The sequence below is a fragment of the Bacillus sp. lyk4-R2A-2 genome (genome assembly GCF_030209735.1).
Taxonomy (GTDB): Bacteria; Bacillota; Bacilli; order Bacillales; family Bacillaceae; genus Bacillus; species Bacillus pumilus.
In genome coordinates, this window is the sequence record NZ_JARVRK010000001.1 from 42,594 (window position 1) to 57,680 (window position 15,087).

Below are 15,087 nucleotides of genomic sequence, written 5' to 3' on the forward strand. Positions count from 1 at the left end.
TCTCCTCCAAATTATTCTTTAAAACTCCATGATCCATCCTTAAAAACCGCAGGATGAGAGTGGGGATTTGTGTGATCACCTCTACCATGATTCGTCCAATCTGTTCTTTGTATCGGCGTACCATCTTTTCCCCATTCGAGGGTTTGAATGTACCCCGCTTTACGCCCTTTCCTATAACCAATTTGCGTATGAGGAAACTGTGAATCTGGTTTATGGACGGTTCCATTGATTAACTTCCCATTCTCGTTTTTTGGTAGACTCGCATTTTTACCATTTTTATCTTTCGGGATATATTTGGGCTTATTAATGGAATCTAAATTACTTTTAATTCCCTTCGCCCCAAACGGCAAAAGCATTCCCAGCGCCGCATTCATACTCGCTTCCTGCTGTTCTTTCGAGACCTTATTTCCAAACATGTCTCTACCTGTAATCGCTTCGCTGAAGCCGTTGGTGGCGGTAAGACCATATAAGCCTTTTTGAGATGTTTTTAAGGCGTCAAAGGATTTTTGCGATGTCTTGTAAATGTCAACTGCTCTCACTGCGGCTGATGTGGCTTGAGTTGTTTTATAGACGGCTTTACCACCTTTGAAAATACGACCTGCCCATCCGACGATTGGGATATAACCCGCTGCTGCCATACCGCCTGCTGCGACGCGCTGTCCTGCGGTGAGCTCTTCACCTGTGATCGGGTCAACACCTGTTGCGGCACGTTTTGCATCGTTCACACCTGTCAATTCATTGACGATATTCCCGCCATAATCAAGTGCTTTTTCATACCAAGGACGGTTGGCGAGTGCTTCTTGTTCCTTTGCGATCTCGCGGGCTTCCTGTTGTTCTTTTTTAATGTTGAGATATTCGGAAGTTTGCTTCTCAATATCGCTTTTTGCCTTGTAGATTTCACTATTTTGATACGCTTTCTTGTCAAAATTCATAGGCGAAATGGCTTTTCCGTCATTTGTGGCATTCATCATTTCCGTATACAATGCCATTGTAGCTTGCTGCTCCGTTTCTGACAAAGCATATTCATCTTTTAAATTTTGATCAAGCTCTCTTAGGTCTTTCACTGTCTTTTTTCGCTCGTCTTCCGCATCTGCAATTTTTTCATCAAAGGTTTGACTATCAAATACTTCTAAAGAAATGAGGTCGTCGATGTCTTGAAAAATCGTTTTAAGCGCCTTTTTTTGATCCTTCACAATGCTTTTGGCATTTTTGATGCCCATATGTACAGCGTTGTCTAAAAAGTGTTCTTCTACAAAGGTTTCGCCGCCAAAACTCGTATCATCAAGTGTCCCAGAAACACCTTCATGAAAGGCTTTTTGCTTATCAATGAAGCTGATAAACATATCTACATTTCCAGCCAGTTCTTTATAAAAGCTTTTAATGTTATCGGCACCTTTTCCAGTGAAATCATCACCGAGGTTAGCCACGCCTTGAAGTGCCTTTTTTAAATCTACCATTTGTTCACGGAGTTCCTGGTAGTGTTTTGCCCTTGCATCCATGGCACTTGTTAGTGCTTTTGCATCAAGTATCTTGCCCAGAAGAAGTCACTCCCTCCATTATTGATCATAAAGTCTATTTTACCTTTCTCAGCGAATTGGAAAAATAGGCTTTAAGTTACAAAAATAATTTCCGAATATTTCAATATAGATGAAGGCAAGTGACAATTGAAATGTTTTTCCTAATCATCACAAAAAAAGTCAGCCCTCTTTTCAGAAGACCGACTACTTTGTGTTTAGAAAAAGCGTTTGAGGCTTTTCTTGAGTGGAGGGATATCCAGCTCACCTTTTTCAAAGAATTTTTTCAATAAATATTTACTGAAGCCTGCTGCTTGGGTGTAAGTGATTTTCCCAGGTAACGGAGGTTCATTGGCGACAGCGACATCAATAATGACTGGTTTATCGGATTGAAGAGCTGTATCAAAGGCTGGAGCTAATTCTTCATGTGATGACACGGAGATTCCTTTGCCGCCACACGCTTCTGCAAACTTAGCAAAATCAATATCCTCCAGCTCTATACCATAATTTATGTTTCCTTTTACCTGTTGTTCATATTCAATCATCCCTAAATTGTTGTTGTTTAAGATTACGACAACGATCGGCAGCTTATATTTTACAGCTGTCACAAAGTCTTGCATGACCATTGTGAAGCCTCCATCACCACAAACGGCAATGGCTTGTCGGTTCGGTTCATTCAATTTAGCTGAAATCGCACCAGGTAAACCGCAGCCCATTGTGGCAAGCCAGCTGGAGATAATGAAATCCTGCTGTTTCATTTCAAAATGACGTGCCATCCATACCGTCACATTACCAACATCAACTGAAAGAATGGCATTGTCCTCGACTGCTTCTTCTAGTCTAGCAATGACTTGCTGTGGTTTAATCGGTGAAGTAGCAACAGATTTTTCTTTATCCATTTCTTCTCGCCACTTCATCATATGCTCTGTACAAGCTTCTAGAAAGCCACGCTGCTCTTTATATTCAATGTAGGAAGTCAGTTCATGCAAACCACTCTTGCTGTCGCTCACAATTCCCACATCTACCGGATACCTTTTGCCGATTTGATCTGATTTAATATCTAGTTGAATGGCTGGCGTGTCCTCTGGTAAGTAGTCTCTATATGGAAAGGAGGTGCCAAGCATAATTAAGAGATCACATTCTTCCATCGCTTCATATGCCGGCTTCGTTCCAATTTGACCTAAGTTACCTAAAAAGTATGGATGCCTGTCTGGCACAACCCCTTTTGCAGGGAGCGTGATGACGATAGGAGCAGCTGCCTTTTCTGCAAATGAAAGAAGCTCTTCTTTTGCATGTCTTAATCCTTTACCTGCTAAGATGACTGGCTTCTTCGCATTGTTAATCAGCTGAGCTGCCTTTAGCAATTGATCTTTCTTTGCCCGTACTTCTCCCTCAACATAAAGAGGAGATGTATAGACGGGTTTACGCTTTATTTTTTGAGAAAATAAGTCATCCGATACGGTGAGAACTGCCACACCTTTATGGGTATAAGCTGCTTTGATGGCTTGATTCAATAAGTCAGGCAGCGCCTCTGCTGTCTGTACCTGCTGATTAAAGACAGCGACATCGTCAAACATTCGCTCCAATTTGATTTCTTGGAATGCGTCTCTGCCTACTTCGGCCGAAGCAACCTGCCCTGCAATTGCTAAAACTGGTGCACCATCTGCTTTTGCATCATACAGTCCATTTAATAAGTGGACAGCACCCGGCCCAGCAATTGATAAGCAGACACCAAGTTTACCTGTTAGTTTGGCATCAGCCGCCGCTGATAGTGCTGCCACTTCTTCATGTCTCGTTTGGATAAATTTTATTTGGCTTGATTCATGCCTAAGTTCTTCAATCAATTCGTTTATACTATCGCCGGGCATTCCATAAATATGTTTCACGCCCCACTCTTCCAGTAGCGCTGTTACTTCTTTTCCTGCGGTTCTTTGCGGCATGTGAAAAAACTCCTTTTTTCTTACTCCATACCACCGCATCCTTTTGATCAAACGTTTCAACCTGCTTCTGCTACTTTTTAAAATGATAGGGCAGGGTTGCCACCACAATATCCCGCTTCCATAATAGGCGGAATCTTAATAAAAAGGCAGATTGATTATGCAAAATGGTATGCCATCTTTTTTTCGGTATAAATTGTGGCACGAGGACCATCACTTTATATTGATGGGCATTTGCTTTTGTCTCAACTGTCTCAAGAAATTTATCTAGCGGGTGAATGAGGCTTCGATAGGACGAATGCAGCATCACAAGCCGTACACCGCTATTGAGTTTTTTCCAATCTTCTTCAATTTTCTTATCCTTTTCTTTATCAAAGGATACATGAACCGCTATGACTTGCTCTGATAAAGATTTTGCATACTGAACAGATTGTTCAACAACACGTGTGACTCCTGCTATCGGTACGATGACCACATTTCCTTTAATCTCAACTGGCTCTGTTTCATTCAATAAACGCAGTTGTTCTCCAACAGACAAATAATGCTTTTTAATGGAATGAAAGATAAATAAAACAATAGGCAGGAAAACAAATATTGGCCATACGAGATGGAACTTGGTCAAAATGAGAATCATAAAAACTGTAAAAGAAATCAGTGCTCCGACGATATTGATTGGCATTTTCGTTTTCCAGCCCTGCGGTTTTTCACGAATCCACTTCACACACATGCCGGTCTGCGACAGGGTAAATGGAATAAACACACCGACAGCATATAGCGGGATGAGATGTTCTGTCTTCCCATCAAACAACCAGATGAGCAGCATAGAGGCTACGCCTAGAAAGATAATGCCATTAGAGTAACCAAGCCGGTCTCCTCTTACAGTAAACATACGCGGCATATATTTATCCTTTGCTAAATTGACAGCCAATAACGGAAAGGCTGAAAAGCCGGTATTTGCCGCTAATATTAGAATTAGCGCTGTGACTGCCTGAATCACGTAATAGAAAAACGTACGTCCAAAAGTGTCTGACGCAATTTGTGATACAACCGTTTCTTCTGGCTTTGGCGAGATGCCGAAACCAAATGCAAGCAATGTGACTCCCACAAATAAAACAGCTAGCAATCCACCCATCATCAACAATGTTCTCGCTGCGTTTTGTGCAGCTGGTTTTTTAAAGGATGGAATCGTATTTGAAATGGCTTCTACTCCAGTCAGAGCAGAACAGCCAGATGAAAAAGCTTTTAATAACAAAAATAATGTAATGCCTTGTACGTGTGTGCCTACCGCTGTATGTTCAGGTGCTGGCGGTACGCCGCCTGTTAATAATTTGAAACCGCCTACTCCAATTAATATAAGGAGTGAAAATACAAACAAGTATACAGGATAAGCCAGAATAGATGCCGATTCTGTTAATCCACGGAGGTTGAGCACCATAATTACGATGACCAATACAATTGAGATCAAGACATGATATGGATATAGTGTTGGAAAAGCCGATGTGACGGCATCGGTCCCCGCTGAAATGCTCACTGCTACAGTCAAAATATAGTCTACAAGCAATGATCCGCCAGCGATCAATCCCGGTTTTTCACCTAGGTTTCTGCTAGAGACGATATATGCCCCGCCGCCTTCTGGATAAGCATAAATGATCTGGCGGTAAGACAGAATTAACGCCATTAAAAGAATTAATACACAACCTGCAATCGGGAGTGAATACCAAAATGCTGCTGCACTAACGACAGAAAGAACAATTAAGATTTGTTCTGTACCATATGCAACTGATGATAATGCGTCTGATGACAATAATGCCAACGCTTTGATTTTTGATAGTTTTTGTTCTCCTGCTGCCTGTGATTTTAATGGTTTACCAATTAAAATACGCTTCATCAAACTGTACATGTGATGCCCGCTCCTTTAGTGTCAAACGATTTAAGTTGCAAAAGATGGATCGCCAAAAAGACACAGAGGCAATAGAATGCCCCTGTGTCTATTGTTTAGATCACAGGTTGGTCTTTGCTCTCTTTAACGCTTACGAGGTTAGCTGACGGATTCGGGCGCATGAGACTTTGCCCTACCTTAAAAGGATTCACCCCACATGGTGTTTTATACCACCAAAATTGGTTCCCCCGCTCATCGAAATGATTCAGCGATTGGTCTTTTATAAAAGAGATCATACTCCCGTTTGACACCAAAGTAAAGAGATTTTTTCGAGGTCTTTTGACCGTTTATTAATCAGTCTTTTTGCGGTTTTTTCGTACGAAATAAACAATCATCACAACGACAAAAATGATCAGTACAGCGATACATGCAAAGTAAATCCAAGAATCACCGACGCCTTGCTTTTCACCTTTTTTAAGATCATTTTTTGCATTGCTGACTGTTTGGTGATTAGAGAACACATCTTTGTTTTTGCTTTCTATTGCAACTGTTGCGGTCTCAGTATTTGTTTGAAGGAATCGAATCACTTCATTTGATATATCAGCGTCAGCTGCCGTCATTCCTGAAAAAACGGTCATGGTTTGTTCTTTATTCCATACGGATGGCTGCGTCCATACAATACGAGCTGTTGTTTCGTTGATCATGCCAAATGAGGATACATCATATTGACCCTTTTTCGCTGGAACGATGAGATCATCTGCTTTTTCTTTTAAAAGAGAGAATGTTTGGATGCCTCCGATGAAAATGAGAGAGTTCTTTTTCAATTGTTCATTTGTCACATTCGATGCTTCAATTAAATGATATTGAGCAGCTTCCGGCTGACTAAATGATTCGGTCAGCATAGCCATTTGATTGATTGAGGCTTGATTGATTTGATCTGGCATAATGATCAATGTGTTTCCTTGCTCCGTTTCTGAAGTGTAAGGAAGCGGCCATGCGGCTAAGTCCGGTGTATCACTAGTTGTTCCTTCTGGTATTTGAAGAGAGCTGTTCTTATCAATGTAAATCCAGCCTTCTTCATCTGTATGTCTACAGGATTCCATGTTTTTAAAACCTGTTGTGACAAACTGTAAGTCCACATATTCGTTCTTTTGAAGCACTTGTGAATCTACTGGAATCGACACATGGTAGAACCCATTCTCATCTTTGTTTCCTAGTTTTGTTAACGGTACGTCGTGCGGTTCGTTATTGATCATCACTGTTAGACGCTCTGCTTTGTTCGCTGGATCTGATTTTTTAAATGATAGATTTAGTTTTGCACCTGATTTTTGTTGAGCCATTAATGCTTTCGGATAATAGTAATGATCAGATGCTGTCTTTTTGGTTCCAACTTTGACATCATCTGCGCCAAAATCTATTAAGGAAATATGATGAGATGGCTTAGAAGCACTAGCTGTCACCTTTTGCAGCAGCAAGTCGGTTCCAGTGAGCTGACCTGTCAGTTCTGGCTGAGTCAAGACATTGATTTTTTCAGCAATTGTCTTTGGCTGCTTAGCAGTGACAAATAAAATGGGCTGTTCTTTTTTCTTTGCTGTCAGGGTTCTCACCGCTAACGTAAGTTGATCGCCTTCTGTTTTAATTCCAGCCGCTTGCTCGAGCGATTTTATTCGTCCATTCCAGCTTCCTTTTGCTCCAACAGCAATAGTTGGGTGCGCAATTTGCTCGACGTCCTTTTCTTGAACGAGTTTGAGGTCTGCTAGGCGGTCTTTGTTTTTCAGCGTACGATATACTTTCATAGCCGCTTCTAATTCAGCCGCTTCTGGTTTATTTGGAATCACAATATCTGTTTGTTCTTCCTGATCACCTGATGGAATAAATGGTGAAGGGAAGCTGTCTAACGTCACGTCTTTCGTTTGAACTCCTTTGAACGCCAGCTCACTTTCAGGATATACTTTCAGCCAATTGGCAGGCGTCTCTTGGTTGATACACACACCTTCTTTTAACACACCATAAAATGCGAGCTGAATTTGATGAGATCCTTTTTTCAGTTGCGTTTTGTTCAATTTGATTTGAATCGATTTTTTTGGGTTTTTCCCTGATACAGGGATCGTTTTTTCAATCTCTCCATCGATCATCACTGTGAAAGATGATGGCGATATTAGTAATGGTGAAGCCTCTATATTTAATGTAAGAGCGCTAGACTCTACTTTTTCTTTCTCCATTTGATAGGAAAATTCAGTGCGGTCTTCTTGACCATACAAGGTCACCACATCTTCTGATAGATGCTGCGTTTCTGTTTGATTTCCTTTTGATGAGTGAACCCAATCGTCTTTCACTTGTACTCGATTGGATTGCGCCATTGCTTGACTTGCCATGAAAAAAGGCTGAATGGCAAGGGATAGCGCTAATATTAAAAACATCCATTTGACCGATTTCAATTTGTCACCCGCTTTTCTTTTGTTGTTGATCGTAACGCTCTGTTTTGTACCATTTCACTTCTTGTTTCAATAATCGGCTCTTCACCTCTACACATAAGGAGTACACGACAAGCGCAATCCATACTTGAGAATAGGTGAAGTACATGAGGACCACAATGAGAATATTTTGTTTGGTGAGCTCTGTTTTCTCAATACTTAATGTAATCATCACTTCTGTTAGAAAGAGGAAGAAGGCTAATCCCCAAAGGATTAGTGCGACAGCCCCTACAGATAAATGAAGATCAACAAATAGGTTTACAATAAAGATGCCATTTGAGAGCAGAACGCCGAAGAAAAATAAGAAATACGTAAAGAAGAAATAAAACAAATCGAAAACCATTCGTTTTCGTTTCAGCTTCATAAACTGCCTTAAAAATTTAAGGACAACATATTGATTCCCTCTAGCCCAGCGCGTTCTTTGCCGCCACCAGACCTTCCATGTCTCAGGCTCTTGTTCCCATGTGATCGCAGCTGGAAAAAATCGAATCACATATCCCAGGTTATACACACGGATCGTTAATTCGGTGTCCTCGGCCAAAGCTTGGACATCCCATCCGCCGAGCTCTTCTAAAATGTGCCGGCGGATGGCGAAGTTGGTACCTGGTATTGTTGCAATACCAAACCATTTCCATCTCCCGCCCTGCGCCATCCATTGGAAACAGATGGTCTCAATATTAATAAATTTGGTCAGCAAATTTTTGGTTGCATTGATCACCCTGAATTTCCCGACAACAGCGCCTGCTTTTGGGTCATTTAATAATCCAAGAACCAAATGATAGACAGCCTTTGGTTCAGGCATGTTATCTGCATCGTATACGCAAATCACTTCTCCTGTTGAAGCCTTCAAGCCTTCATTCAGTGCAGTGGATTTTCCCTTCCCTGCAAATGGCGGCTTCGTTTCAATCATATGGACATGATCATATTGCTCACTGAATGATTGCACAATCTCTCCTGTGCGATCAGAAGAATTGTCATTAATCACAATGATTTCAAGGAGGTGTTTAGGATAAGATAGCTGAACCATCGCTTTTAATGTCTGCCGAATGACGACCTCTTCATTATGAGCAGGAATCAGGATACTGACGGTCGGCAGCTCTTTCCCTTGTTTTGTCCATTTAGGCAGCACTTTTTCATAGGTGAGGTAATGCTGAAAGCCGCCCTGCATGAGAAACATGTGGTATAGAAGCATGATCCAAATGAGCATTAATGAAAGATAAAATAAGACATCAGCCACCTAATTTTCTCTCCTTAAAAATTCGTTTTTTCATTGTCAGTCTTAAATACAATGTGTATAAAGCAAATGCCGCAATAAACAGCATGACCACGACCGTGAGAATTCTCAGCATATTTTCCATGCCACTTCGTTTGACTGTTTTTGTTTCGGCGATGTTGGATTCCTCTACTTGAATATGTCCATTCCCAGATGTTTGGATTTTTACATGTGCAGTTTGGACCGTCTGTTTTGTTTTCTTTACATCCAGCCATTCGCTAGAAGGGATTGCCTCCATCTGTGTGATTAAATTCTGTAACCCTGCTATCCCTAACTCCACGTCATAGGACAGCCCGATTGCGGCTGATTGCAGATGCTGCACGGATTGAATCGTCTGTTCAGTTAAAACATTTGAACCTTCTTTGTCAGACACTTGCTCAACTTGCTGCTGAGGATATAAGGTCATGCTGTGTAACATGGCAGGAGACGTCACGAGCGGCGATGCACCGGCTGTTTTCCAAGTGCGGTCTGATAACTGCACCTGTCCAAATAGGCTGGATACATGCTTTGAAATTACTTCATAACCTTTTTGTGATATCGCATCATGAGGCACCTCGAACGCAAGAGGATATAAGCCTTGCCTAGCAAGAAGCTCAATGCCCTTTGTCAGTTTTTCTTCTGTATAGGCGACTTCTTGCTGCTGATTCAATTTGGTATACGTATGAAAGTCTTTTTCATTTGGGAATTGGCTTTTACTTTGTTTCTTCTCTGCATTTTTTGGATCATTTGTCGTGATGGGCTGATCATATTTTGCATCCCAGAACTCAAATCCCTGACCAGATTCCTCCGTTCGATACGTACGGCTAAAGCCATGAAGAATGATACTCGCTCCATTTTCTTGCAATTGTTTTAACACATTCACGAGCTTCGGGCGGTCGCTCAGTGTGACTTCATCACCTGTTGCTCGATCTATCCAAACAGGGGTCACTGCAATTTGATAAGGAATATGCTGTGCGGATACGTATTGTCCAAGTTCTAGTAGCTTCTTCTCGTCACTTGCTGGACTGATGTTCCCGAGCATTAAGTATTTTGTCTTCATTTGCACAGAAGATGGCATGTATTTTTCTAGCACTTCTGCAAGAAGCTTGTTGTGTTGCATGACATCTAAGATACCGATATATGCCGCACCTTCTTTTGTCTGAGTCACAAATGGCAGATCAGATTGACGTTTCTTCACTAGAAATTCATTTTCCAAGTCTGTCCCTCGAACCGTTAACACATTGATCCTTCTCTCTAGCTGACGGTATGTCTGATCATGTGTATGTTTCAATTGACTGATATGATCTTGTTTGTGAAAAGTAAGCTTGGAGAATGGGCGAAGCTGTTCCGCATTGTATCCAATAGCGATGAATTGCTGTGATTCGTTCATCGCACGAATGGTTTGTTTTGACAGGGTTCTCTTTATTTCTCCAAGATAAATGACTTGCTGAAATTCATTCATCCTCTTTTCAGCCAAATGTTCATCAGATACAATCGTCGTCTGTTTTGAAAAATGACCGGCGAGTAGATCCAGCATATGAACGGCTGGAGTCACTTCCCCCGATGATGTGGAATAAACGATCAGTGTATTTGGCTGCGTGACGAGCGCATCGGCTGAAGCCATGTGTTTAAACGAAAGAATCGAAAAAAGCGTGATCATCAAACAACATTTCATCAAAGAATTAAAGTTCATTCATCATCATCTCTTTTTCTAGTTCTTCTAAAAACTGCTCTGGCGTACGATAATCCGAGCTGCTTGTTAAATGACAGACATGAAATGTCAAGGTCACTTCACGACCGTTTAATAGGACATGCGTTTGCAGTTTATCCTTTAGCTTATCAAGGACAACTGACACATTTTCTTCTGGTGTATGGGTTAGCAGCAAGCCCATTCGTTCTTCAGATAACCGAAATTTTTTATCGGTTTCTCTTACGCTTTCGCGTATCTTGAGACTTAATTGCTGAAATAGATGCTGCATTTCTTTTTCTCCATATAACGATTTGAATTCCGCTGCGTAATTCATATGAAGAAGGATAAAGACAAATGGCTGTTTGTACCGTTCCGCCCGCTTCATTTCCTCGGATAATTCGAGCTTCATCCGCTCAGCATTGTCAAATCCTGTTGTCGAGTCAATCGCCACAAATTGTTTGATGGCCTGCTTTTGTTGTTCAATGGTGTGACGCAGCGTATTGATCCGTTCATGCAAGCTTCCCGCTGAAATAGCGAAAAAAAGAAGTGCTACGCCCCAAATTACTACATCCTGCAATGTTTGATTTGAAAAAAGGGAATTTTCATGACCAAGCTCTGTAAAGAACATGACGCTTCCTATAAAGAACAAAAACAGTAAGGTGAAAATTAATGCTGGTAGGATACCAAATAAAATACCACAGCCTAACACGACAAATGTCAGTGCGATGATCATAAAGCTCTCCGCATCTTGTACGTTAAGGTAGCCCATAAACAAAATAAGGCCTGCAAACGTGAGGAGCAGAGAATAGTACAAGCGATACGTGTTACTGAACAACCGATTCATTTAGAAGCTCCCTTTCTGCAATTAAAGGCAATAAGTTATCAAATGAGTGTGTCTCTTTTTCGTTCATGTATCCTCCGTAGTAAGGCTTGAGAGGATCTTGAGTTTGTAATTCTTTCATGCGGTGATAGACAGTCTTTGCGAATTTCAGCTCGTTTTGTTTAAGAGCATACAAAATGACGAGTGCATATACCGAAGGCGATTCATATGTGACAGATGGCTTCAATGTGCTCAGTTTGTATCTTCCGTACAGTTTGCCTTCTTGTTTAAACGACGTTTTAAGCCATTTCATGATCTCGGACGTATTCACCTTTGCATGATATGCATGTAAAGCTGTATAAAGTTGATCGATCATATTGATTTCTTGATCGAATGAATAGGTTTTTTTCTTTATGTCATAGGATTTAGGAAAGAATCCTTTTTTTCTCGGTGCTTGTTTTAGAATGGCTAATTGGTTACTGGTCATTTGTTTCGTGAATATTTGGAGGGATTCCAATTCTTTGATTGCTTTTGGGTCTATATATGAGAGTGTGATTGTATGTGAAGTTCGATTGGTTGATGCATCATAATAATCGGACAATATGCCTTTGAACATGTTTTTTTCTTTTAACGCTTGAGCGATTTCTTTTGCTGTCGTTTGATACGCTGACTTCTTCCACAAATGATTTGCCTTTTGAAGTGCCGTCACTACACGTAAATCATCGACTAAAGCATTGGCCTTATTTTTTTGATCGGATTCAATTTGCCAGCTGAGAAGATGATGGTCTAGTAAAAATTGATCTTGCAGAACATCAAATTGTTGGTCAAATGAATTTTGATCTTTTTTTCGAACAAGATAATCCATCCAAAGTCCAAGTGATTCAGATAAGTAGATGTGCTGCTCTGCAAAAGAGGTGCGAATTAAGCCTTGATCTGTCATTAAGTGGTGAGTGATAAAATATTCTCCAGGCAAAACGGGCTGAGATGATACTGGATCAGCTGATTCTTTCTGCTGTTCCCAGGTACATCCGCCTAGTAGAATGACAATGAGTAAAACAATTGCTGTACGATATATGCGTGTATGCATTCGTGTCCCCTTTCAATTCCGCGTTCTCTAAGCATCTAACGATTTATTATAGAGCGTTTTTGTTTAAATTTAAATGAATATTTTATGCCAAATTACGAGCCTTTTCGCATATTTATTCCCATTTTCAGAAAAACAATATGTCTATATACTTAACAATACTGAAAAACCCATGCATTTCCGCACGGGTTTTTATAGAACTATTGATCTAATTTTAACTTCTTTAATTGTTCAGCTAGTGCGTTATTAATTGGTTCTTCCACTTTCTTTTGTTTCTTCATATATTTAGACACATCGTGCTTACTGGCTTTCTTTTGATTGGATTGAGATTTGCGTTTTTCGAAGACAGACAGTTTTTCTCTATGGCCGCATACACAAGCAAAGATTTTGCCATCGCCTTCTCCGCGCAGCTCGAGCTTTTTATGACAGTTCGGGCAGCGTGCGTTTGTTTTCTTCGCCACATTTTTACGATGGCCGCATTCTCGGTCCTGGCAAACGAGCATCGTGCCATGTTTTCCATTCACTTTCAGCATGAGTTTACCGCAGTCTGGACAATGGGTGCCAGTGACATTGTCATGCTTAAAGGTCTGGTTCGTCTGTTTGATTTCAGATACAGCTTGTTTGGCATATGACTTCATTTCACTCATGAATTGAGAAGCTTTCAATTGCCCTTTGGCGATTTTAGAAAGCTTTTGTTCCCATTCCGCTGTTAATGCAGGAGACTTTAAGTCCTCAGGCACTAACGAGAGCAGCTGCTTCCCTTTCGATGTGATGAAAATGTCTTTGCCCTTTTTCTCGATTAAGAAGCTATTGAACAGCTTTTCAATAATATCGGCTCTTGTTGCTACTGTTCCTAGTCCACCTGTTTCACCAAGGGTTTTCACTAAGTCCTTTTCCTCGTTCTGCATAAATGCCGCTGGGTTTTCCATAGCAGATAATAGGGTCGCTTCATTAAAACGTGCAGGAGGTTTCGTTTCTCCTCTTGTTTCTTTCAGCTGTCGTACATCTAGTGACTGTCCTTCTGAAAGCAGCGGCAAATGTTGATCTGCCTCGGCTGATTCCTCTTCTTCATATGAGTCATCGTACACGGCTTTCCAGCCAGCTGCTTGCACGGTTTTCCCTTTTGCTGTGAACGTTTCACTGCCTATTTTGGTGATGACCGTTGTTTCCTCATACTCGAAAGGATTCATGAGTACCGCAAGGAATCGTTTGGCAATGAGGTCATATAATTTACGCTCTTTATCGCTTAATACTCCTGGGTACAGCTCTTCCTCGGTTGGAATAATCGCATGGTGATCTGACACTTTGGCATCATTGACGAAGCCTTTGTGCGCTTTCACACCTGATTGTAAAATCCGGTTCACATGCTGGGCGTACGGTCTGACGTTCATTCCTTTTAAACGATCTTTTAATGTAGGAACGATATCCGCTGAAATAAATCGTGAATCTGTACGTGGATATGTTACGAGCTTATGCTGCTCATACAATCGCTGAAGCGTAGATAATGTTTCTTTGGCTGAAAAACCATAGCGTTTATGTGCATCACGCTGCAATTCAGTCAGATCGTACAGTCCCGGCGCGAAAGCTTTTTTCGCTGTTTTTTTCAACGCATCAACCACTGCTGGTTTTCCTTCGCAGGCTGTCAAGCGTTCTTTGATCACACTCTCTTGGAATGTCCGGTTTTGCTTTGTTTTGGCATCCTGCCATGTCAAAGTCAGTCCATCTACTTGTGCAGTCAATCCATAGAACGGCTTCGGCTGAAATTGCTGAATGTCTTCTTCTCGTTTGGCGATCATGGCGATCGTTGGTGTTTGCACCCGTCCGCAGGAAAGCTGTGCATTGAACTTCGTTGTCAGCGCTCTTGTTGCGTTGATGCCGACAATCCAGTCTGCCTCTGCACGTGCAACGGCTGAGCGATACAGGTTATCGTATTCTTTGCCGTCTTTTAATCGTTTGAAGCCTTCTTGAATGGCTTTGTCCGTGACAGATGAGATCCATAATCGTTTCAAAGGCTTTTTCACATGCGCTTTTTCAAGAATCCATCGAGCGACAAGCTCCCCTTCACGTCCAGCATCTGTTGCGATGACAATGTCTTTGACATCTTTCCTCGCAAGCTGCGTTTTCACTGTTTGGAATTGTTTTCCTGTCTTTTTCATCACCACAAGCTTAAGCGGTTCTGGAATGATTGGTAAATCCTCTAAACGCCAGGATTGAAATTCTTTTCCGTAGCCTTCTGGATCAGCCAGTGTGACCAAATGGCCAAGCGCCCACGTCACAATGTATTGATCTCCTTCTAAAAAGCCATTTCCTTTTTTATGACACTTCAGTACACGTGCAAGATCACGTCCGACCGAAGGTTTCTCTGCTAATACAACTGTTTTTGACACTAGATTTCACATCTCTTTCTTCTATCCATCCTTTTATTATAGCAGACGTG

At 41.3% G+C, this 15,087-nt stretch carries 9 protein-coding genes and 1 riboswitch; all 9 genes read right to left on the minus strand.

Annotation, left to right across the window (positions count from 1 at the left end):
* Positions 1 to 11 precede the first annotated feature (11 nt).
* The 9 genes from QRN39_RS00240 to QRN39_RS00280 all read right to left on the minus strand — a co-directional run bounded on the left by QRN39_RS00240 (position 12) and on the right by QRN39_RS00280 (position 15,037).
* Positions 12 to 1,538: a ribonuclease YeeF family protein gene (locus tag QRN39_RS00240; RefSeq protein WP_284905954.1), complete on the minus strand. Its 1,527-nt coding sequence runs from the start codon at positions 1,536 to 1,538 to the stop codon at positions 12 to 14.
* Positions 1,539 to 1,732: 194 nt separating this feature from the next.
* A complete protein-coding gene (locus QRN39_RS00245) occupies positions 1,733 to 3,454 on the minus strand; it encodes a pyruvate oxidase (protein WP_284905687.1) in 1,722 nt (573 codons plus the stop codon).
* A 70-nt stretch (positions 3,455 to 3,524) separates the two neighbouring features.
* Positions 3,525 to 5,351 carry an APC family permease gene (locus QRN39_RS00250; RefSeq protein WP_284905688.1) on the minus strand — a complete coding sequence of 609 codons (1,827 nt, stop codon included), beginning with the start codon at positions 5,349 to 5,351 and terminating at the stop codon, positions 3,525 to 3,527.
* A 112-nt stretch (positions 5,352 to 5,463) separates the two neighbouring features.
* Positions 5,464 to 5,611, minus strand: a riboswitch (cyclic di-AMP (ydaO/yuaA leader).
* Positions 5,612 to 5,680: 69 nt separating this feature from the next.
* Positions 5,681 to 7,768, minus strand: a complete 2,088-nt coding sequence (locus tag QRN39_RS00255) for a cellulose biosynthesis cyclic di-GMP-binding regulatory protein BcsB (RefSeq protein ID WP_284905689.1) — start codon at positions 7,766 to 7,768, stop codon at positions 5,681 to 5,683.
* A 4-nt stretch (positions 7,769 to 7,772) separates the two neighbouring features.
* On the minus strand, positions 7,773 to 9,011 hold the full coding sequence (locus tag QRN39_RS00260) for a glycosyltransferase family 2 protein (RefSeq protein ID WP_249118349.1): 1,239 nt from the start codon (positions 9,009 to 9,011) through the stop codon (positions 7,773 to 7,775).
* Positions 9,012 to 9,033: 22 nt separating this feature from the next.
* Positions 9,034 to 10,749 (minus strand): DUF2334 domain-containing protein, encoded by a 1,716-nt coding sequence (locus tag QRN39_RS00265; protein ID WP_284905690.1) that lies wholly within the window; start codon positions 10,747 to 10,749, stop codon positions 9,034 to 9,036.
* Positions 10,739 to 11,590 (minus strand): GGDEF domain-containing protein, encoded by an 852-nt coding sequence (locus QRN39_RS00270; protein ID WP_034620220.1) that lies wholly within the window; start codon positions 11,588 to 11,590, stop codon positions 10,739 to 10,741. The genes QRN39_RS00265 and QRN39_RS00270 overlap by 11 nt, the downstream gene beginning before the upstream one ends.
* Entirely contained in the window at positions 11,571 to 12,653 is a 1,083-nt protein-coding gene (locus QRN39_RS00275) for a glycosyl hydrolase family 8 (protein ID WP_003214245.1), read from the minus strand. Before QRN39_RS00275 ends, QRN39_RS00270 begins: the two co-directional genes overlap by 20 nt.
* 197 nt (positions 12,654 to 12,850) lie before the next feature.
* Positions 12,851 to 15,037, minus strand: a complete 2,187-nt coding sequence (locus QRN39_RS00280; protein WP_284905691.1) for a DNA topoisomerase III — start codon at positions 15,035 to 15,037, stop codon at positions 12,851 to 12,853.
* Positions 15,038 to 15,087: the final 50 nt, after the last annotated feature.